Source organism: Xanthocytophaga agilis (assembly GCF_030068605.1).
Lineage (GTDB): Bacteria > Bacteroidota > Bacteroidia > Cytophagales > 172606-1 > Xanthocytophaga > Xanthocytophaga agilis.
The window spans coordinates 338553-359362 of the sequence record NZ_JASJOU010000005.1; the positions used below are offsets into that span (position 1 = coordinate 338553).

19 protein-coding genes are annotated in these 20810 nt (G+C 38.1%); 9 read left to right on the forward strand and 10 right to left on the reverse strand.

All coding sequences use genetic code 11. The features are described 5' to 3' along the window. Positions 1 to 93 precede the first annotated feature (93 nt). The 3 genes from QNI22_RS17180 to QNI22_RS17190 are packed head-to-tail and all read left to right on the forward strand — an operon-like array spanning position 94 to position 2173. On the forward strand, positions 94 to 693 hold the full coding sequence (locus QNI22_RS17180; RefSeq protein ID WP_314512458.1) for a YiiX family permuted papain-like enzyme: 600 nt from the start codon (positions 94 to 96) through the stop codon (positions 691 to 693). Positions 694 to 720: 27 nt separating this feature from the next. Further along, entirely contained in the window at positions 721 to 1206 is a 486-nt protein-coding gene (locus QNI22_RS17185; protein ID WP_314512460.1) for a type II toxin-antitoxin system RatA family toxin, read from the forward strand. 10 nt (positions 1207 to 1216) lie between these two features. Continuing rightward, positions 1217 to 2173: an SRPBCC family protein gene (locus QNI22_RS17190; RefSeq protein ID WP_314512462.1), complete on the forward strand. Its 957-nt coding sequence runs from the start codon at positions 1217 to 1219 to the stop codon at positions 2171 to 2173. 83 nt (positions 2174 to 2256) lie between these two features. Here QNI22_RS17190 and QNI22_RS17195 read toward each other — a convergent pair whose 3' ends face one another. Further along, positions 2257 to 3564, reverse strand: a complete 1308-nt coding sequence (locus tag QNI22_RS17195; RefSeq protein WP_314512463.1) for a hypothetical protein — start codon at positions 3562 to 3564, stop codon at positions 2257 to 2259. A 3-nt stretch (positions 3565 to 3567) separates the two neighbouring features. Continuing rightward, a complete protein-coding gene (locus tag QNI22_RS17200) occupies positions 3568 to 3750 on the reverse strand; it encodes a hypothetical protein (RefSeq protein WP_314512464.1) in 183 nt (60 codons plus the stop codon). Between QNI22_RS17200 and QNI22_RS17205 the strand changes: the two genes are divergently transcribed. Beyond that, on the forward strand, positions 3751 to 4566 hold the full coding sequence (locus QNI22_RS17205; RefSeq protein ID WP_314512465.1) for a DoxX family protein: 816 nt from the start codon (positions 3751 to 3753) through the stop codon (positions 4564 to 4566). It begins immediately after the preceding gene. A gap of 99 nt (positions 4567 to 4665) precedes the next feature. Here the strand turns inward: QNI22_RS17205 and QNI22_RS17210 are convergent, their stop codons facing one another. Continuing rightward, a complete protein-coding gene (locus QNI22_RS17210) occupies positions 4666 to 6060 on the reverse strand; it encodes a hypothetical protein (RefSeq protein ID WP_314512468.1) in 1395 nt (464 codons plus the stop codon). Between the two features lie 689 nt (positions 6061 to 6749). Then, positions 6750 to 7478, reverse strand: coding sequence for a gliding motility-associated ABC transporter permease subunit GldF (gene gldF, locus QNI22_RS17215; RefSeq protein ID WP_314512470.1), 729 nt, complete (start codon positions 7476 to 7478; stop codon positions 6750 to 6752). Positions 7479 to 7634: 156 nt separating this feature from the next. On the opposite strand from gldF, the gene QNI22_RS17220 reads away from it, so the two are divergent. After that, a complete protein-coding gene (locus QNI22_RS17220; RefSeq protein WP_314512472.1) occupies positions 7635 to 8243 on the forward strand; it encodes an energy transducer TonB in 609 nt (202 codons plus the stop codon). Between the two features lie 61 nt (positions 8244 to 8304). On the opposite strand, the gene QNI22_RS17225 is transcribed toward QNI22_RS17220, so the two are convergent. Together QNI22_RS17225 and gldA are read right to left on the reverse strand one after the other, a co-directional pair. Next, positions 8305 to 8763, reverse strand: a complete 459-nt coding sequence (locus QNI22_RS17225; RefSeq protein ID WP_314512475.1) for a DinB family protein — start codon at positions 8761 to 8763, stop codon at positions 8305 to 8307. 28 nt (positions 8764 to 8791) lie between these two features. Next, a complete protein-coding gene (gene gldA, locus QNI22_RS17230; RefSeq protein WP_314512476.1) occupies positions 8792 to 9703 on the reverse strand; it encodes a gliding motility-associated ABC transporter ATP-binding subunit GldA in 912 nt (303 codons plus the stop codon). Positions 9704 to 10069: 366 nt separating this feature from the next. Here gldA and typA point away from each other — a divergent pair, with 366 nt between their 5' ends. Next, entirely contained in the window at positions 10070 to 11881 is a 1812-nt protein-coding gene (typA, locus tag QNI22_RS17235) for a translational GTPase TypA (protein WP_314512477.1), read from the forward strand. Between the two features lie 208 nt (positions 11882 to 12089). Then, entirely contained in the window at positions 12090 to 13931 is a 1842-nt protein-coding gene (locus QNI22_RS17240; protein WP_314512478.1) for a glycoside hydrolase family 15 protein, read from the forward strand. Here QNI22_RS17240 and QNI22_RS17245 read toward each other — a convergent pair whose 3' ends face one another. The 3 genes from QNI22_RS17245 to QNI22_RS17255 all read right to left on the reverse strand — a co-directional run bounded on the left by QNI22_RS17245 (position 13932) and on the right by QNI22_RS17255 (position 17588). Further along, entirely contained in the window at positions 13932 to 14711 is a 780-nt protein-coding gene (locus QNI22_RS17245) for a TrmH family RNA methyltransferase (protein ID WP_314512479.1), read from the reverse strand. 55 nt (positions 14712 to 14766) lie between these two features. Continuing rightward, positions 14767 to 16794, reverse strand: a complete 2028-nt coding sequence (locus QNI22_RS17250; RefSeq protein WP_314512481.1) for a putative porin — start codon at positions 16792 to 16794, stop codon at positions 14767 to 14769. Positions 16795 to 16961: 167 nt separating this feature from the next. Further along, on the reverse strand, positions 16962 to 17588 hold the full coding sequence (locus QNI22_RS17255) for a tetratricopeptide repeat protein (RefSeq protein WP_314512483.1): 627 nt from the start codon (positions 17586 to 17588) through the stop codon (positions 16962 to 16964). 327 nt (positions 17589 to 17915) lie between these two features. Here QNI22_RS17255 and QNI22_RS17260 point away from each other — a divergent pair, with 327 nt between their 5' ends. Both QNI22_RS17260 and QNI22_RS17265 read left to right on the forward strand, forming a co-directional pair. Continuing rightward, positions 17916 to 18371 (forward strand): hypothetical protein, encoded by a 456-nt coding sequence (locus tag QNI22_RS17260; protein WP_314512485.1) that lies wholly within the window; start codon positions 17916 to 17918, stop codon positions 18369 to 18371. Between the two features lie 442 nt (positions 18372 to 18813). Further along, positions 18814 to 20088 carry a Glu/Leu/Phe/Val family dehydrogenase gene (locus tag QNI22_RS17265; protein WP_313979275.1) on the forward strand — a complete coding sequence of 425 codons (1275 nt, stop codon included), beginning with the start codon at positions 18814 to 18816 and terminating at the stop codon, positions 20086 to 20088. Between the two features lie 78 nt (positions 20089 to 20166). Here QNI22_RS17265 and QNI22_RS17270 read toward each other — a convergent pair whose 3' ends face one another. Continuing rightward, positions 20167 to 20739, reverse strand: a complete 573-nt coding sequence (locus QNI22_RS17270; protein WP_314512487.1) for a hypothetical protein — start codon at positions 20737 to 20739, stop codon at positions 20167 to 20169. Positions 20740 to 20810: the final 71 nt, after the last annotated feature.

The window sequence follows — 20810 nt, forward strand, 5'->3', positions numbered from 1 at the left end:
TTGATGTTAGTTACAGATTCAGATAGATAGTGTGAAACAGATGTATTTATAATGATGCGATTATTGGTTTTGACCGGGTTTTATAGTTTGACAATGCTTTGCAGTATTTCTAAACCACATGATGTAATCACTCCGTTAGTGCTGGCCAAACTCAGAGAGGGTGACTTAATTTTTCAAACTTCACTTTCGGAGCAAAGTAAGGCTATTCAGCTAGCCACAAAGTCTAAATATTCTCATTGTGGTATCATCTATAAAAACAGAGAGGATTACTATGTATTTGAGGCGGTACAACCTGTAAAGATTACACCTCTGGCCCAATGGATTTTACGGGGTAAAAATGGCCATTATGTTGTTAAACGCCTGAGAAATGTAGATTCTGTTCTGACCGAAAATACATTACAACGAATGAAACAGGCAGGAGAACAATTCAAAGGCAAAGACTATGATGTAGCCTTTAGCTGGAGCGACGACAAGGTATACTGTTCTGAACTTATCTGGAAAGTATACAAAAGTGGTGCAGGAATTGAGTTGGGTCGACTTCAAAAACTTGGAGAGTTTGACTTAACAAATGATATAGTAAAGAAAATGCTAAAAACACGTTATGGTCATAAAATACCATTGGATGAAACTGTAGTTTCTCCACAATCCATATTCTCCAGTTCACAGTTGGTTACAATACAAGAGGTTGAGTAGATAACATATCTATAAAATGATACTCTCATGAAGAATACAATCAAGTTCTCGGAAAAAATCCTTATCCATGCGTCAGCAACAAAAGTGTTTGACTATACTCAGGATTATACAAACAGACTTAAATGGGATACATTTCTGACAAAAGCAGATTTAATAGAAGGTGCCACCAAGGCAGGCAAAGGTGTTAAGGCTTATTGTGTAGCTCGCAATGGTCTGGGTATGGAAACAGAATATGTGACATTTAACAGACCCAGAGTTACAGCTATTAAAATGACAAAAGGTCCTTTTCTGTTTAAAACATTTCTAGGCTCATGGACATTCAAAGACCTGTCAGCAAGCCAAACCGAGGTAATCTTTCTGTATTCTTTTGAATTGCGTTTTCCTTTGCAGATTTTAAGTTATTTCATTAAGCGCAATCTTCGAAATAATGTAAGGCAAAGACTAATAGATTTAAAGACTTGTATAGAGGAAGATGCAGTAACATCAGTCAGAATAGAACCTAAAATCCTATAAATTAAGGAATATGCAAACAGTTTTTACTACTCTAAAACCTATTGCCATACCTACGGCTTATGCAATTGTAATTCGCTCTCTCTTTGGTGTAGTCAATTGGAATGATCTATTCTCAGTGATGTCTATAGCATTCTTGTTTCTGGTACCAACTACAGTGGGAGCTTTAGCAGTATATTTACTACCGGTTCATAAAGCCAGACGCACTGCTTACAGAATTTTTACTCCCTGGATACCTATCTTTGCTTTTTTAGTAATCACACTACTATTTGCATGGGAGGGTTGGGCCTGCTGGTTAATGGTTTTGCCATTATTTTTGTTTGCAGCTACAATAGGTGGAATCATTGGTGGCATTCTTAAATCAAGAAAGGAAGATAAGAAGATCTACATTTCTACTTTGATGCTTTTACCATTCCTATGTTCACCATTAGAAAGCTGGATAGGTTCTCTTCCTGGTACATATACAGCTTACACCTATATCGACATACATGCTCCAGCAGATACGATCTGGAAAAATGTGACTCGGGTAAAAGAAATTTCTCAGGAGCAAGACAAAGGTTGGTTAACTAAAACACTGGGATTTCCAAGACCTGTGAAAGCAGAACTTAACTATGAAGGAGTAGGTGCTTATCGGGAGGCTATTTTTACAAATGGTCTTGTATTTCATGAAACTGTACTGGAGTATAGTGATAAAAAGAAAATGGTATTTGCGATCAAAGCCTATCCACATGAAATTCCATCTACCACAATGGATGAGCATGTAGTAATCGGGGGTAATTATTTTGATGTGTTAAACGGAACATATGAACTGGAAGAATTAAATAAAGACACTTACAGATTGCATTTGTATAGTCATTTTAAGCTAAATACAACCTTTAATTTTTATGCAAGCTGGTGGGCACGATGGATTATGCAGGATATTCAGAATAATATTCTACAGGTTGAAAAGCAAAGAGCAGAACAAGGGTAATGGCATTGCTTAAGTCAAGGTGTGACCTAAAATTAACAAGGAGAGGTCAATAATCATTACTATCCGATTACTGGCTTTATAAGCTAGTGTACATTACTATCAAAGGTATTTGTGTAAACAATGTCTCCATTTAAACCTTTCAATTCAATAAAATCAATTTCACATAATCCATTGGATATAAATCCAATCCCGGTTAAAAGTTTGGAGGTTGTTTTATAGGAAGTTGCAAATACGTCTTTGTTATTTATTCGGATCACAGCTTGTTTATCTTTGACTCGTACTTCAAGGTCCATCCAGTGTGTTACGTCAAAACCCAAAGAGGCCAAGTCTGTTTCTTTTCCACTGATGAAGTGTTCTCCAAACTGTACCATAGACTCGCTGGAACAACCTTTAAGCGTACTGGTAAAGAACATTGTATACCTTTGACAGAATATTTCGGGCATCAGATATGGACACGAATTTTTTTTCACTTCTTTTACCCTTATTCTGACTTTTAGAATGTAGTTATCCCCATCAACATGCATTTTGCCAGGAAAATAGGTATACAAATACTCTTTCTCTTTGTATATGTCAATGTGACTATTTAGTAGATCATCTTCTGTTATATTCAACATACCATCGTGTATAATCTGACTGGTGTAGATATAATCTGGCTTGCTGCTGGGATTATCTTTTGCAAAGAAAAACCATCGGTCTGTTGGAATATTTATATCAATAGTCCGGATAACGGAATCATTGGCAATTAATTTGGCAATATGATAGCCTGGTTCGTAATAAATATCTGTGAGAGTATAATTATTTTTGGATATACGAACTCTCCGATTTCTATCCCATGACTGTTGAATAAAGAAGCTATCAGCTTGTACTTCATCTACATTATAGGTAAAGACCACTGTATTAGGGATATCATTATTTGTGTTAGTCCGTGCAGATAAAGTTGCTCGATCTACATTGGCAAATGGTTTCTTCTCAGAGAACTGAATGAATCCCAGTACAGCAGTAACTCCAATAACCAGACACATTACAACGGCTAGTCTGAATCTCTTGTTTGTTAGCGAGGAGGCTTTCTGAACAGGATTCTCTGTATCAATAGTATCTTCTTTCGCTAACTGATTCTCTTCTTTATCCCTGAAAAGGGCTTTATACTCTTGCCAATTGTGATACCCCAAATATCTGGAAATGGCATCTAGTGTTGCAATCTGAGGTAAACGACTGAACTCCCCATTCAGCAGCCGTTTGATTGTAATGCCACTAATCAATGTTCCTGTGTTATCTTCTATGCGTTGGCTAATGTGGTCAAAGTCTCTCTGAGTCAGACGGTCTACTTCTAAATATCCATTCTTTTTAAAGATCTCAAGCAGACATTTTTTAACAATGTATTGGTCAGTCATATCTTAAGCAGGCTTTGTCTGTAATTTGGTTTGCTTTTGCAGAGTTTTGATCAGGTTTTGATGATACAATTCGTAACTACCATCCATAATTTTATGCAGTAGATTATTGCTTTTGCCAGCAACTTCCCAGTAAGCAAACTTGCTGATAGAAAGAAGTTTTGGAGAACGAATATACACACAAAACATATGAAAGAATCTGTTAAAATTGGTCATTTATTTTATGGTGCGGCGTTGATTGTATATGGAGTCCAGCAGTTTATTTATAGTAATTTCCGAAATGTTCAGTTTCCTGCATGGCAATCCTATCTACCTTTACTATCTATCTGGGCTTATCTGACAGGGATTGGATTAGTATTGGCAGGTGTATCAATTATTATTGGCAAAAGAGGTAAAGAGGCGGCACTATTAGTGGGTGGGATATTTCTATTTTTGTTTCTGTTTGTTCATATTCCATTCGAACTCTTTGGTGAAGTCAATAGTAGTTTACATCTGGCCTTGTGGCTGGATGCATTAAAAGAACTTGCCTTGTCAGGAGGTGCATTTGTGATGGCAGGTTCATTTCAGGAGAGCTCTGAACAGGCAAGAATAGTGGCGCCTCTGCGATTTCTGGAAAAGCTTACACCATTAGGAAGTACACTATTTTCAATTCCTATGATTAGCTTTGGAATTATGCATTTTTTGTATGCCGACTATGTAGCTATTTTAGTTCCGGCATGGTGGCCGGATCATTTATTTTGGACTTATAGTACAGGTGTAGCTCTAATAGCTGCTGGAACCGCTATTATTTTAAAAATAAGAGAAGGAGTTATTGGGCTGCTGTTTAGTATAATGTTATTGTTCTGGGTTATTTCTCTGCATATTCCCCGAGCGATTGATGAGCCTTTTGCGGCAAGAGGCAATGAAGTTTCCAGTGCATTTGATGCATTAGCTTTCTGTGGAATTACCTGGGTAATCGCACTCAGAACGTTAAGAAGAGATCTTAAAGAAATATTTACAAAGTAATTTGTTAACTGATACTGACAGATTACTTTGTATCCAATATATTAACACAGAGTGAATAAAAATCAGAGCAAAATAGATTCCTTAATCAAAGAAATATCTTTACTCCCTTTCTCGGTAATAAACAACCTCTCCACGTCGTCCACTGCTACCATTAAAACCAGACATTCCGGGTCTTCCATTGCTGCCACTTCGGCCACTGGGCTCTCCACTACCACCCCGTCCTCCGCTACCAGCTGAACCTCCGCTACCACCCCATCCGCCAGAACCGCCAACGCTAATAGCCTTAATAACATGAAGATAGGGTTCGGCTGCTTTAGTATGATATATGTAAATGTTTCCTCCATCTCCACCATGTCCGCCGGGTGCACCATTGCCACCGTCGCCTCCATTTCCACCATGTGTTCCCGGATGCCGGATTACTTCATCAACATACGTACTGTCATTTATTTTCTTTTTCTTCGTCTCTGTTTTCCCATCAACTCCGGCACCTCCATCTCCACCATTTCCACCACTCCCGCCACGTCCGCCATCTCCTCCTCTTGCTCTAATAAACAAATTCCCTTGTTCTGCATCAATTCGGTAAAAGTTACTTCTACCTGTTTGCAAGTCTGTGACCTTAGCATCAACTAGTGTAGTTTGCAGAATATCATCAAAATAAGCATCTACCGTAACTTTTATATCATGTCCTGGCTCTCCATTTTCACCTGGACTTCCCCATCCTCCATTCCCTCCATGACACCCGGATGAACCATTTGACCCAGAAGAGCCACTAAAGCCCATTCTACCATCACTTGATGATGTATTATAAGAATATTTGGCCTTGTAATCGAGTTTAAATGAAACGGCACCACTTTCCGGGATTATAAAGTCTTTACTATATGCATAGACGGCTACAGTATGATTGGGAATAGCATAGGCATCTGGCCATATATATAAATGATTGCGTTTGATCTCGCCACCTTCTACTCTGTAGTTGAAATCAGCGAGTGATATCATGCCTCCTCTTTTCTGATTTACAACAGAAGTAGATCCATCACTCCATTGAAGAGCCAGTGCAAAAGGAGTATTAAATCCAGGAGCTTTTACAAAATCGTCTGGCAATTCTGGTTTAATAGCAACCGGAAAATGATAAGGAATGGGTATTTCAGAATAAAGAGTTTTTTTCTTTCGGTCATACACCCGTATGGTAAACGATTTCTGCTTTATTAAAGCCAGATCATGAGGTATATGCAAAACCCCATTTCGAATCCTTGGCTCTATAGTAGATTCAATATATAATTTGCGCCAGGGAATTTTTCCATTAAGTAGTCCTTTGGTTTGAGAGACCTTCCCTTCTTTTGATACAAAAGAGAACCCTATAGAAAGAGTATTACCAGGAAAAACAAGTTTCTCCTTTTCAAGAGAAATCTTTACAGAATCGGAAAACTGAGCATTTGCAGGATTCGCCATGCCTACTATGCATAAGCACAACAGATGAGTAAAGATACGTTTCATAGGTATAGCAATAGGTATAGCAGATGTATAAGTGTTTTATCTGCTAGTTCATACAAATAATTATTCTCAAACTATAGATAAAAGCAGTATTTTGAGAGCAATTCTCATACCATTTTTGTACATTCTATATAAAAATAAGTATTAAAAAGAGGAGGTTTCGAGCTTTTGGATGAAGGTTTGACAGATAGGGCTGATCAAATCAGTATTTTAGCAAATACTAATAATTATGCTAATTTAAACCCCATTAAAACCCTTGAAATAACTGCTTTATGCTGATGACTTTGTCAACTAAAGAGATGATGCTGCAACTTTCCATCTTGTACAAGTTCTATCTACACACATTTTGTATCGTAAGATTCTTTGATCAATAACGTGCCAATTAAAATTCTTGACAAAGGCATCTTCGTATTGAATGTATAACAGTATGTTTCTTGCGGTGAATTCCGATCAGATTTTGTTTTTACTGTGAATTATACGCAAACATAAAAATGATAGGAGTTCCAGTCAAAATAAAATCTGTAGTGAGGCACGCCCAAAAGCAAAAATGCAGGGAATAATATTCAAACTCTCTTTCAGTTTATGAAGCTGTCTTGCCATTGCTAAAAAAAGTATGCAGTGAACCATGCACAACAAAACAATCACTTTCTTTTGCTTACACTATGAAATAACTCTTGTGATAGATCTTAGGCTTACCACTTACGACTAGCCAGAACAAGTCGGGTTGCCATAAGCATGACCACAATGACACTCAAAAAATAGATTATGTTGCGGGAATCTATCAAACCGTTACTAAGGGCCTGATAATGATAATCAAGTCCTAACTGGTTAACAAAATAAGCCAGCTCTCCACCAGATGTAAGTGAGGAAAGAGAGCTAAAGCCAGCAAATAAGACAAAGCATAAAAATGCCGCAATAATAAATGATACAATCTGATTTTCACTGATACTGGATGCAAAGATCCCGATTGCACTAAAAACGGCTGCCAATAATAACAAACCAATGTATGACCCAGCTACCCCAGCGGAATCAATATTACCTTGAGGGCTCCCCAGATAATATACACTGAAATAATAAATTAATGTTGGTAACAGAGTAACAACAATAAGTAGGAAAGAGGCTAGGTATTTGCCTAAAATAATATCCCAGTCTGTCAAAGGACGTGTCAATAAGAGTTCCATTGTCCCTCCCTTCTTTTCTTCAGCAAATGAACGCATAGTTACTGCTGGAATCAGGAACATGAACACATAGGGAGCTAATCCAAAAAGTGAAGACAGATCTGCGAACCCGTAATCCAACACATTTGAGTCAGGGAAAACCCAAATAAATAATCCAATGCCTGTCAGAAAAATGACCATAATCAGATAGGCAATTAAGGAATTTAGGAAACTATTGATCTCTTTACGTAGTATGGTAAACATGCTCTTTGCTGAATGTGAGACAAATTGATTGGTAAAGTTGAGAATTTTTTTCTAAAAACCGTAATCCGATCATAAGGTAAGATTTCTGATACAATGGACTATTTTATCTATCCATGCTCTAGTATTTTTGTAATGTCATATTTAAATCTATCCGCTATGCAAAAAAACACCTCTCTTCTTGGCGTATTTTTCCTGCTTATTTTTTTGTCGGTGCCTGTGTTTGCACAAAAGAAATCAAAATATTCTCCAAAAGCTTCAGGTAAGACGATGACAGCATTGCCTGTAGAAGAGAAAAAAGCAGAATCTGCAGCAAAAGAAGATACAAAGCAAAAGGAAGAAGCTACTGTAGTGACCGAAGAAACATTTCCAGGGCTTGAATCCGTGACCAATGCAGAATCAGAATCTACAGAAGAGGCTGCACCCGCACCTGTTCCTGTAGAAGAAGACCGGGTATATACGGTAGTAGAAAAAGCTGCGGAATTTCCAGGTGGATCTACAGTGATGCACAAGTATATTGAAGCAAATTTGCACTACCCTAAAACAGCAAAAAAAGCAAATGTTACAGGAAAGGTATTTACAAAATTCCTGGTTGAGAAGGATGGATCTATCTCAGAAATACATATTGTAAAAAGCCTTGGATCTGGTTGTGATGAAGAAGCAACACGTATCATTAAATCAATGCCAGCCTGGAAGCCTGCATCTAGTAGAGGACGTGTAGTACGGTCATTTGTAATGCTTACAGTAGATTTTGCCCCAGCAAATTAATTCTGATATTCAAAATCTGATATTCAAAAGTGCCTGTTGAAAGGCACTTTTGCTTTATATGTTAATTCTCCGGTGCTTCCAGAATACGACGAAGATAATTAACCTGTCCCAGGTGATAGTTGAGATGTGTAGCCAGATGAATCAGGAAATAGCCTGTTTGTATATCATCTCCCCAAACCTGTTCAGGATAGATTTGTTCAAGATCACTTTCTGTAAGTTGTTCAAGAACCTGTGTTACCATAGCTTTAGTCTTTAACAACGCATCCAGAATCTCCTGTACTGGAACATCCTTTCTGGAAAACTCAGCAGCTCTATCCCTAACATAGCCTGTATTGCCTAATTGTTTTCCAAAATAGGTATTCAGATTGCCTATCAGATGAAGACATAGATTACCTGCAGAGTTAGTAACCCCGGCTTTGGTAAGCCATAGATTCTCAAAATTATTGAATAATGTTACTTCTTTGATTAATCGGTCCAGATCCCGTTCATACAGCTGAATAAGCCAGGAAGTAGTATTCATCTTGATTCTATTTATTTAACAATTTTACTTATTTAGTCAGTTGTCGAAATACATCTTCCAATGTATTCTCTTCCTGTTTCAGGCCAAGCAAAGGCCAGTTATGCTGAGCCGCAATCTGAAAAATGGACGCCCTTACATCTGTACTGCCATCTGTAAGAATCTCGTATGTATTATTCCCTCGTTCTGTTATCGATTGCACCCCAGCAAGACCTGCAATAATCTGAGTGTTGATAGCTGAGCCAAACTCTACAATAATACGAACAGCTCCTTGTTGATGGGCCTGCAGGTCTTTCACTGTGCTATCTGCTACTATTTTACCTAGATTAATAATAATAACCCGATCACATATTGCTTCTACTTCCTGCATAATGTGTGTTGAAAAAATTACTGTCTTTTGCTGACCTGCATTTTTGATTACCTGTCTGATCTCTACAATCTGATTGGGATCAAGACCTGTAGTAGGTTCATCCAGAATCAAAACCTGTGGATCGTGAATAAGTGCCTGGGCTAGTCCAACACGTTGCCTGTATCCTTTTGAAAGAGAGCCTATTTTCTTTTTCTGTTCACGAGTCAATCCACACAATTCTACCATCTGCTCAATACGTTTTGAAAGAATACTCCCTTTCAATCCATGCAGCGAGCCGATAAACTGCAGATACTCCTTTATATACATATCCAGATACAAAGGATTATGTTCTGGAAGATAACCGATATTGCGGCGTACTTCAATAGGTTGTGTCAGCACATCATATCCACATACAGTGATTGTACCTTCTGTCGGTGGCAGATAGCAGGTAATGGTTTTCATTGTAGTAGATTTTCCAGCCCCATTAGGTCCTAGAAACCCCACAATCTGTCCAGGTTGTGTCTGAAAGGAAATATCATATACGGCACGTTGCTCGCCGTATATTTTCGTAAAATGAGAGACGTTTATAGACATAGAAACAGCACAATAGGTCTATTCTAAAATTATACAAGGTTTGTAAAGTAAAGTAAAAATAGTTGAACTTTTGTAATAACAGGCGTAGCTCATTGACTTATAGATCTGTTCCTGTTATAATCGATAGAAGAACACGTTCTGTTTATGAAACCTAACTCCTTGTTACTTATTTATAATCAATGTTTTATACTTTTAAAAGTATAAAATTCTCTTTATTGACTACAATTTATCTGCTACTGATCATTTTTCCGCGGGACTTTACAATTAAATAATACACAAAGCAAGGCCTTGTCATTTTTTTTTCTTACTTTTGCGGGCTAATTTAAAACCAACTGCTAGTAGCGGAGAGCTACTAGCCTTAATCCCATGCAAAATATTAGAAACATTGCGATTATTGCCCACGTTGACCACGGAAAGACAACGCTGGTTGATAAGATGATTCATGCTGCCAAGCTTTTCCGCGACAATCAAGAGTTTGATGACTTGATTCTGGACAATAACGAGCTGGAACGTGAACGCGGTATTACGATTGTCTCTAAAAACGTTTCGATTCGTTATAAAGATATAAAAATCAATATTATAGATACTCCTGGTCACTCCGATTTCGGAGGTGAGGTGGAGCGGGTACTGAAAATGGCAGACGGAGTACTATTATTGGTTGATGCTTTTGAAGGTCCAATGCCTCAGACTCGTTTCGTATTGAACAAAGCTCTTGAGTTAGGTTTGAAGCCAATCGTTGTTGTCAATAAAGTTGACAAAGAAAACTGTCGCCCGGATGAAGTACACGAAGCAGTATTTGATCTGATGTTTAACCTAGGGGCAACAGAAGAACAATTGGATTTTCCAACTGTATATGGTTCTGCGAAACAGAACTGGATGGGATATGACTGGAAAACTCCAACTACTGATATCACAGCACTACTGGATTCAATTATTAAATATATTCCGGCACCTCCAGCATTGGAAGGCCCTGCCCAATTACAGGTAACATCACTGGATTATTCTTCATTTGTAGGTCGTATTGCAATCGGAAGAGTTCACCGTGGTACATTAAAAGAAAGCAGCCCTGTTGCTTTGATGAAAGCTGACGGCAGCATTAAGAAAGCAAGAATTAAAGAGATCCAGGTATTTGAAGGACTGGGTCGTGTAAAAGTTCCGGAAGTAAGTGCAGGTGATATTTGTGCTATTATAGGTCTAGAAGACTTTGAAATTGGTGATACAATTGCAGATGCAGAGAAACCTGAAGCACTGCCTCGTATTTCGGTAGATGAACCAACTATGAGTATGTTGTTCACTATCAATAACTCTCCATTCTATGGTCGTGATGGTAAATTTGTAACATCCCGTCACTTACGTGATCGACTGTTGAAAGAAACAGAAAAGAACCTTGCACTTCGCGTTCAGCCTACTGATAGTGAAGATCGCTTCCTGGTATTTGGACGTGGTATCCTCCACTTGTCAGTATTGATTGAAACAATGCGTCGTGAAGGTTATGAATTACAGGTTGGCCAGCCACAAGTACTTTTCAAAGAGATTGATGGTATTCGTCATGAGCCAATCGAATTGATGGTAGTGGATGTTCCAGAAGAAAGTGCTGGTAAAGTAATTGAACTGGCGACTCAGCGTAAAGGTGAACTGATGATTATGGAGCCTAAAGGAGATCTGCAACACCTGGAATTTAATATTCCATCACGTGGTATTATTGGATTGAGAAGTAATATCCTGACTGCAACCCAGGGTGAAGCTATTATGACCCACCGCTTCAAAGAATATGAACCTTACAAAGGACCTATCCCTGAACGTATCAATGGATCATTGATTTCAATGGAAACAGGACCTGGTACTGCGTATACCATTGATAAGTTACAAGATCGTGGTCGCTTCTTTGTTGATCCAGGTGAAGAAGTTTATATGGGTCAGGTTATTGGAGAGCACACTCGTGATAATGATATTGTAATCAATATTCAAAAAGCCAAGAAGCTTACCAACATGCGTGCATCTGGTTCTGACGAAGCTGTGCGTATTGCGCCTAAAGTTCAGTTCTCATTAGAAGAATGTTTGGAGTATATTCAGAAAGACGAATATGTGGAAGTTACGCCAAAAGCAATCCGTATGCGTAAAATCTATCTGGATGAGAACGAACGTAAACGTATGTCTAATAAGATTGAGAATGACTAATCTCAAATTCTATATAGTAAGATTAAAAATCCCTGGTAATACTACCAGGGATTTTCTTTTTAGAATTAATGGAATTATAAGTCTATCCGTACTCTGTTTGCACAATATCCTCCTTTTTTATAACAAAGTATAATTAAAAACAACGAAACATTTAGGCAGGTACATAGTTTGTTAGTGTATACGCTTTGTATACACTAAATAAGTAGCTATGTTGGAAACACAGGCACAAGATTATCAACCTTTAGAAAATTATGGAATTATAGGAAACCAGGCTACTGTAGCTCTGGTTGGGCTAAAAGGATCTATCGATTTTATGTCTTTTCCCCGCTATGATTCCCCAACCATTTTTGCTGCATTATTAGATAAAGATAAAGGAGGCCGTTTCCAGATTGTTCCCCAGTTAAACAATATTGGGTATAAACAAATGTATCTGCCCGATACAAATGTCCTTCTAACCCGTTTCTTATCTTACGAAGGATTGGTAGAAATCACAGATTTTATGCCTATTGCAGGTAGTGAATATGAATGTACCCTGATTCGTAAGGTAATGGTTGTACGAGGGGAAGTAAAAATCCGTATGGATTGTTGCCCTCGTTTTAATTATGCCCGCACACCTCATACGGCCTATCAACAAGAAAATCAGATCATCTTTAAAAGTGAGGAAGACAATACATTACTACGGCTTGTAAGTGACTGTCCATTACAACTAAACAATCGAGATGCTTCAGCAGAATTTACTCTTCACGAGAAAGAGGTAGTTCACTTTATTTTTCAGATGATACCTCGGGAAGATATAGAAAACGACCTTTTTAAGGATCCAGAGGCGATTGGAAGCCAAGTAGATAAGGCCTTTCTTGAGACTGTACACTATTGGAAAGATTGGACCAGGCAGTCGGCTTATAAGGGTCGTTGGGCAGATATGGTTAATAGATCTGCACTGGTGCTTAAAATGCTTACCTCTCGCAAATATGGCTCCCCCATTGCTGCAGCTACATTGGGTTTGCCAGAGGCCGTAGGTGGTATACGCAACTGGGACTATCGATACACTTGGATACGGGATGCGGCATTCACCATGTATGCATTTATACGTCTTGGCTTTACAAAGGAAGCTGGCGACTTTATGCGTTGGATACGCAAACAGTTTGAAAAAAATATAGAGGAAGGAGGTGGCCTTCAACTAATGTATGCAGTAGATGGCACCGCTGATTTACATGAAGAAGAACTTACTCATCTGGAAGGATATTTTGGCTCTAAACCTGTACGGATTGGTAACAATGCACATAATCAGCTGCAACTAGATATTTATGGAGAATTGATAGATAGTATCTATCTATATGATAAGTATGGTGAAGCTATTACCTATGACTTTTGGCAACAACTTTGCCGACAAATAGAATATGTTTGTCAGAACTGGAATCAGAAAGACCATAGTATCTGGGAGATACGCTCAGAGATGAAAGATTTTCTGTATTCACGAGTTATGTGTTGGGTAGCTGTAGACCGAGGAATTCGATTAGCAGAATCTCATGCATTTCCTTATCCATTTGAAAAATGGCGTACCATTCGCACAGAGATATTTGAAGATATTTACCATAATTTCTGGAATGAAGACCGCAAAGCCTTTGTGCAATATAAAGGGGGAGATGTATTGGATGCAGCAGCCTTAATCATGCCATTGGTCCGAATTATTAGCCCTTATGATCCTCGCTGGATTTCAACTTTAGAAGCTATTGAAAATGAACTTGTCTCAGATACATTGGTATATCGTTACAATACAGAACACTTTGAAGATGGTGTTGGGGGAGGAGAAAGTACTTTCTCCATGTGTTCATTCTGGTATGTAGAGTGCCTTGCCCGTGGAGGACAACTGGAAAAAGCCCGTCTTTATTTTGAGAAGATGATGGGGTATGCTAACCACCTTGGATTATATGCAGAACAAATCGGTTTACGTGGTGAACAGCTAGGCAACTATCCTCAGGCGTTTACACATCTGGGACTAATCAGTGCAGCCCATTATCTGAACCGGGCACTGGAAAAATCAAAGATTTAATCATTGAAAGCCACGCTGCCGCATTGCTTCAAATACCAGAATAGCAGTGCTGGTAGACACATTCAAGGAGTCTATTTGCCCACGCATCGGTATCTTGATTTGATCATCCGCTTCTTGTAGCCACTTATTGCTGAGTCCTGTGGCCTCAGTACCCATCACAACGGCTGATGGTTGCGCCAGATTGACTTCATGGTAAAAATGAGTGGCAGTAAGTGCAGTAGCATACGTACGAATATTTTTCTGGCGGAGCCAATTTATGGCTTCGTCAGAGGTACAAACCACTACCTGGTTACTAAATAAACAACCAATTCCAGAACGGATGACATTTGGATTATAAAGGTCTGTTTGTGGATCACAAATTATAACAGCATCTATATGAGCGGCATCAGCCGTACGAAGGATCGCACCTAAGTTACCAGGCTTTTCTACGGCTTCCAATACAATTATAAATGGATTGCTGCTCAGTTTCAAATCCTGCAAACGGAGCTTCTTAGGAACGATTAATGCTACTAAGCCATCCCGGTTTTCTCGGTAGGCAATTTTATCAAACACAACTTTACTAATTTCCCAACTGTGTTCAGGTGAAAAGTTTAGAGGAGCAGGGTGTAATTCTTTACAAATAAAAAGGGTATGTAGTTTATAGCCAGCCCTCAAGGCAAGTTCTATCTCTCTTTCTCCTTCTACTACTGTCAGATTCTGTTCTTTTCGCTCAGAAGCTTTCTCCAATAATCTGACAACATTTTTAATCTTAGGGTTTTGTGGGCTAGCGATAAGTTCCATACTATTAGTAAACAACATTCTGACACAAAGATACTATATGAAAGGCAGAATCTCATTAGTCAAACAATGGCCACAGCACTCCGAAGCCCAGTGTACGTCTCTGACCAGGATAATAAGGGGTAGTAAAGTATCCATTTCCAAATACAAGTCCCTGGTTTATATGTGACATCTTAACAAAGAGTCGCACTCTGCCTACACGAGCATTGGCAAACACATCAATAACAGGATATCCTTTTACCAAAAATTCATCCTGAAGATAGAACTGTGCAATGGCAGGCATATAGGCATTGGCATAGTAGTCAGACTTATAATGTGCATCTATACCAATCTGCATAAATAATGCTTTTCTGAATAGGAAGCCTTCTGCATACCAACGTGAATTGATAAACCATTGAGGCATCCTGATAACATTTATATTATTGGTGGTTTGTGTAAATACTACCTGATTTTCGGTATGAAATATCTTACCATGCAGGTTCAGTGATGCACCTACGTTAAAAATCTGAAAGGCACTGCTTTGTTGTGGCTTTATATCCTGATCAAGATAAATATAATTGGCTAGATTACTGATGGAGGCAGATGGTTCAAAAGTTAAGGCTTTGTATTTTAGAGTCAGTTGCCCGGATAGTTGATTCACACTCACAGGACTAAAATCATTGCTCCATCGGAAATGATTGCTGTACATACGTTGCTGTACAACAGTTGGAGAATAGAGCATACTTAGATAGCTTACTTTAAACCAGGGAGATTCAAACGTTCCGCTTAGCTTATAATCTCTGAATAGTAAAAATTCTGCCTCTGCATATAATTTAATATTCTTTTTAAAGCTATACTGTCCCCAGGCACCCAGAAAAGTCTCCCCTTTTTTATAAGTCACAGGGTTATATTCTGTATTTGTGGTAGTATATAACCCTGTATAAGTAGCCTTAAAATCTCGTCTCCGGGCATATAAACGATAATCCCACCCCTGATACTTCCCTTTCAAGCCAATCCGATTCTCATATACTACATAACGCATTACATCATGTGTAGTATCATCAGAAAAGTAGTATCTGTAGGCGGTATCCGAAGGAGAAACATCCGGGTAAAAATAGTTTCCAGCACCTCTCACAGATGCATACTCACTATAGGTATTGCCATTATCATAGTAATCATATCGTTGTGTTTGCCGATCAAAAATATGATATACCTGAAATCCATTGCCAAACTTATATTGGTGGTAAATGTGCCAGTTGTTTCGATAATCATTGCCTCGCACCATCTGAGTAGGAGGATTACCTGATATGGCTGGAACTAATTGTGAAACAGCATTTTCTGCAAAATTATCCAGCAATGTACTCTGATCTGTCCCCAGATTATTCAAAATACCACCTTGTTCATTAACCCAGTGATTTTGATGTGAAAAATGTGCAAGTATATGATAAGAACTATCACTTGATATCCATCGGGTGTAGGCACTTACACCATAATGATCTACTTGCCTTTCACTACGTTCTGTATATCCATATTGTTTACCAGAAGTTAGCCGCTGAAAGTCAAATCCAATGTTCCATCTTGAATTGATATTGCGACTATGTCCAAGATTCAGTAATTGCTGATATAAGCCGCCCTGAACATATTTCAGATAGGTATAAGGAGATTTTGTATCGTAGTACTTTATTTTATCAGGAGTTAATGCATACAGATCATATACATTCATACCAAAGTATGTACCAATTTGCGCAGGAGGCGCATAGAAAACAGGTCGTATGGCAGTTCCAAGGTTTCCCAGATCTACATATCGATTGTTATATCGGTTTACAAAATTGTAATTATGAATATTCTCCAGCAAAGTATCGATAGTATAGGTAGTATCCCGATTGGTAAGCAAGTCGCTTTCAAGTAAGAATCGGGATGTTTCAGGGCCATATACCTGTTTGGTAGAATCGTCCAGAATACTACTTCCCGTCCTGGATTTACGATCTTTGGAACCGGATAGTGGCCCACCTTTGCCTCCAGGAACTTGAGCCTGAGCTACATAACCAATAAACAGTAATAGAACCAGCTTATAGAGAAGCCGTGATAAAGCTTGTAATGAATTCACACACAAATGTACAGCAGAATTTTAATTTGGTAAGAAATTACCTGGAAAAAGGATAGTATTTTTCTGCGCAATTATCATGCCTTCATAAAGTGAAGGCATAACTTTTTTTCGCCGCAGAATTCGTCAGGTAAAATTTGGAGAATAAAATAAGAATAAAAATAATGCTACTATAATTTATTCAGTAGTGAGGATGCCTTTTCTTTAAATGGATCTGTAGATTGAGTTAATAATCGTAAATGTTCTTTAGCTTGGTTGGGCTCACTTTTTCGAAGATGAATTAAAGCCAGATACCATTCAGCCTGAGATACAAAACTACTGTTAGGATGTTTGACAACTTCCTGCATATACGCCTCTGCTTTATCGAGTTGGTTTACCTCTATACTTGCAATCCCTGCATAAAATAGAAAATCAGTGTGTTCTTTCCCCATCTGTGAAGCTTGTTCAAAATATTTGAGGGCATCTGCATAGCGTCCCTGTTCATATAGTTGTAACGCTTCTGTTCGTGAAGCAGGTCCTTCAACTGTATTTTGTAATGTATAGCCTATTACATTAGGATAGGGTTCATAATATTGGCTAAACAGCTTTTTATTATAGGCTCTAGTATATAGAAAATACCCTGTAGCAAATAAAACAGGCAGTAAGAGAAGAAAACAAACTTTCCAATTATTTTTTCGAATACTAGATAATGGAATCTCTGCATATGCCTCTTTTGCCTGGATTTCTGCCTCCAATTGTTGTAGTCGCTGCTTTAATTCCACACGGGAAAAGTGATTTTTTTTATTTGCTTCATTCATAAAAAAATAGATATCCAAAATACAAAACAGTCTACATTAGTTAGTTACCTTTTTGCGAAAAAGTAAACGTTAACTATAAACAAACTTGATTATCAATAGTTTATTTTTTTATTGAATTGTTTTTTTGATTCTGCTACCTTTAGCACATCAAAAATTCAAGCCCTATTTTCAGCTATCTTTATTTACATTTTCATGGTCCGCAGTTGCCTTTTTATTCTTTTGTCTTTTTGTGTTTTTGTTCAGTGCCAGCCAAATAGATCTGGTAAAGAAACCGTTGAAATCAATAATGATTCTCTTCAAGTTCAGCTTACTACAATTACAGATAGCATGCAGATTAGTTGGAGTACACTGATTGAATCAGATAATCTGAAAATACAACAAATTAAAGACCTCCTAAAAAATATATCTCAATCCTGTAAATATGACAAGGCTCTTTATACTCAATTACTAAACAAGGAGGAAACCCTTTTATCCAAACGTTATACAGATCCGGACTCACTAACAAATGATCAAATCGACTTTTATGATAGTGCAACAGATTCTCTACTAACAGACCTTACTTTATTTTATGAAAAAACTCATGCCACAACATGCTGTGTATCATGCGATTCACTAGAAAAGAGAATTGATAGCCTTACTAGTGAGGTAGCTACTCTACGTAGAAAGTATGACAATTATACAGAAGAATACAATGCGCTGATTATTCAACAGAAAGAAGCACTTTCGACTATTAAATCTGAATATAAAAATCTGAAGCCCAGACAACTTTTTTCCCCTATGTAATACAACTTACTTTAGTTAAACACAGACAAGTATAAGAACAGTTTCTACTATCAGGGATGGAAAGTGTATTCTATATTTTATCTGTATGTCACTTTAATTTTGTTTTAAAACTTACACAAAACTTATCTTTTTAACAGACTACAAACATCTTTATTTGGCTATTACATCTTTAACTCTGCTTTTATTTTGGACATTGTAAACACAGCCAAATTAATAGTGGGTTTTTCTGATACAAACAACATTTTTCTGAGTATATTTTAAAAATATCTTAGAATAGTAATATGTTTTTAAAATATTTTACCTTTGCAGCATTCTTCCTCAATGGGGAGCAGATAACTATTTATAACCAATACTGCGATACTGCGTATACATTTTTTAGATTGTTTTATTGCATACTATTCAACTTTCTTCATCAATTAACTCTTTAATTTAAGATCTTCGTATGGCTTATATCGAACCCGCGCCAATCAAAGACAAGGAAAATCCTCTGGAATCCATGATGTCACGATTTGACGCAGCGGCGCAACTTCTGGGTATAGATGAGCAAATGTATCATATACTCAAAGTACCTGCAAGACAGGTAATTGTAGGATTACCTGTAACAATGGATGATGGTACCATCAAAGTATTTGAAGGAATCCGGGTAATACATTCTAACATATTAGGTCCGGCCAAAGGTGGTATCCGCTTTGATCCGGATGTGACTCTGGATGAAGTACGTGCCTTAGCTGCCTGGATGACCTGGAAATGTGCAGTCGTAGACATTCCGTATGGTGGTGCCAAGGGAGGTATTGCCTGCAATCCACGTGCAATGTCTTCCGGGGAGATCGAGCGTCTAATGCGTGCTTATACCATTGCAATGCTTGATATATTTGGGCCGGATAAAGATATTCCTGCTCCAGATATGGGAACCAGCCCACGCGAAATGGCCTGGCTTATGGATGAATATTCTAAAGCAAAGGGTATGACAGTAACTGCAGTGGTGACTGGTAAACCTCTTGTATTGGGAGGCTCTCTGGGCCGGACAGAAGCCACTGGACGAGGAGTAATGGTAACGGCATTGGCCGCCATGGAAAAACTTCGGATTAACCCATATCGTTCTACAGGTGCTGTACAAGGGTTTGGTAACGTAGGCTCTCATACAGCTGCTCTATTACATGAGAGAGGAGTAACTGTACAGGCAATCAGTGATTTAAGTGGAGCTTATTTCAATGACAAAGGAATTAATATAACAGAAGCCATGCGGTATCGGGATACTCATGGGGGATCGTTAGAAGGTTTTGGCGGTGCTGAGAAGATTACCAATGATGAGCTGTTAACGCTTCCTGTAGATGTACTGGTTCCTGCTGCGAAAGAAGATGTAATTACAATGGAAAATGCATCCAGAATACAGGCTAAGATGATTATTGAAGGTGCTAATGGACCTACTTCTGCATCTGCTGATGCAGTAATCAACGAAAAGGGAATTCTGGTAGCTCCAGATATTCTAGCCAATGCAGGTGGTGTAACTGTCTCTTATTTTGAATGGGTGCAAAATCGCCTGGGCTATAAATGGACGCTGGAACGTGTCAATCGTCGTAGCGACAGAATTATGCGGGATGCTTTTGATAAGGTATATCAGACTTCACTGGATTTTAAAGTTTCTATGCGTATTGCTGCTTATATTGTAGCGATCAAGAAGGTATCTGATACATACAAATACAGAGGTGGCTATTAATAGAAGCCTTACCATCTTAAAACTAAAATGCTCCGGTAGATTTTTACCGGAGCATTTTAGTTTTGGAAGAATTCAACTTTACTCTATCAACTTTGCATGAATCTGCATAATCTCTTCATCTCCAAAAAGTATTTTCTTTGTGGTTTTAATTTCATAATTCGCCAGATAAACATTGTTCTGGTCAGAGGTCTGAAAATCTAATGAAAGAAGCTTTTCAGACTTGTACAGATAATTATTCTGAGCAATAACACCTTCCATTCTGGCTATCTGAGAAGAACCAGAAGCAAACTGTATCTTCAAATGCTGCACTACCGAGTTCTTTCCAGATTTGAGGGTATATAAACGTACACCAGGTGCAGGAGACGTCACACTGTAATTATCTTGCAGTCCAGCTTTACTAATATCCAACTCTCTGAAAATAGCTAATTCTTTTCCCCAATCTACATATTTAATGCGCTGATTCTCAGTTTGTCCATCTACGAATATTTCCTTGTTTACTACAGGTTTTACAGAATCCAGCAATGAAATCTGCATGTCAATAAGTGTATCAACACTGACAAATTCAGCAGAAGAAGGAGAAGTTTTAACAGAAGGACTTCCACAAGCCCACAAACAGCAGGTACTTAACCCAAGAAATATTATCTTTTTCAACACAGTCAGTATGATAAATAATATAAGTATTCTATCGGAAAGCTCTGTCGAAGGTATACTTTCCAAGGTGA

What these genes read in the sequence shown, in the direction of transcription:
- QNI22_RS17205 (WP_314512465.1), top strand. Translation starts at nt 3,751, where the DNA reads ATGAAAGAATCTGTTAAAATTGGTCATTTATTTTATGGTGCGGCGTTG.
- gldF (WP_314512470.1), bottom strand. Translation starts at nt 7,478, where the DNA reads ATGTTTACCATACTACGTAAAGAGATCAATAGTTTCCTAAATTCCTTA.
- QNI22_RS17245 (WP_314512479.1), bottom strand. Translation starts at nt 14,711, where the DNA reads ATGGAACTTATCGCTAGCCCACAAAACCCTAAGATTAAAAATGTTGTC.
- QNI22_RS17180 (WP_314512458.1), top strand. Translation starts at nt 94, where the DNA reads ATGCTTTGCAGTATTTCTAAACCACATGATGTAATCACTCCGTTAGTG.
- QNI22_RS17195 (WP_314512463.1), bottom strand. Translation starts at nt 3,564, where the DNA reads ATGACTGACCAATACATTGTTAAAAAATGTCTGCTTGAGATCTTTAAA.
- QNI22_RS17225 (WP_314512475.1), bottom strand. Translation starts at nt 8,763, where the DNA reads ATGAATACTACTTCCTGGCTTATTCAGCTGTATGAACGGGATCTGGAC.
- typA (WP_314512477.1), top strand. Translation starts at nt 10,070, where the DNA reads ATGCAAAATATTAGAAACATTGCGATTATTGCCCACGTTGACCACGGA.
- QNI22_RS17260 (WP_314512485.1), top strand. Translation starts at nt 17,916, where the DNA reads ATGCAGATTAGTTGGAGTACACTGATTGAATCAGATAATCTGAAAATA.
- QNI22_RS17185 (WP_314512460.1), top strand. Translation starts at nt 721, where the DNA reads ATGAAGAATACAATCAAGTTCTCGGAAAAAATCCTTATCCATGCGTCA.
- QNI22_RS17220 (WP_314512472.1), top strand. Translation starts at nt 7,635, where the DNA reads ATGCAAAAAAACACCTCTCTTCTTGGCGTATTTTTCCTGCTTATTTTT.
- QNI22_RS17265 (WP_313979275.1), top strand. Translation starts at nt 18,814, where the DNA reads ATGGCTTATATCGAACCCGCGCCAATCAAAGACAAGGAAAATCCTCTG.
- QNI22_RS17190 (WP_314512462.1), top strand. Translation starts at nt 1,217, where the DNA reads ATGCAAACAGTTTTTACTACTCTAAAACCTATTGCCATACCTACGGCT.
- QNI22_RS17200 (WP_314512464.1), bottom strand. Translation starts at nt 3,750, where the DNA reads ATGTTTTGTGTGTATATTCGTTCTCCAAAACTTCTTTCTATCAGCAAG.
- QNI22_RS17240 (WP_314512478.1), top strand. Translation starts at nt 12,090, where the DNA reads ATGTTGGAAACACAGGCACAAGATTATCAACCTTTAGAAAATTATGGA.
- QNI22_RS17255 (WP_314512483.1), bottom strand. Translation starts at nt 17,588, where the DNA reads ATGAATGAAGCAAATAAAAAAAATCACTTTTCCCGTGTGGAATTAAAG.
- gldA (WP_314512476.1), bottom strand. Translation starts at nt 9,703, where the DNA reads ATGTCTATAAACGTCTCTCATTTTACGAAAATATACGGCGAGCAACGT.
- QNI22_RS17210 (WP_314512468.1), bottom strand. Translation starts at nt 6,060, where the DNA reads ATGAAACGTATCTTTACTCATCTGTTGTGCTTATGCATAGTAGGCATG.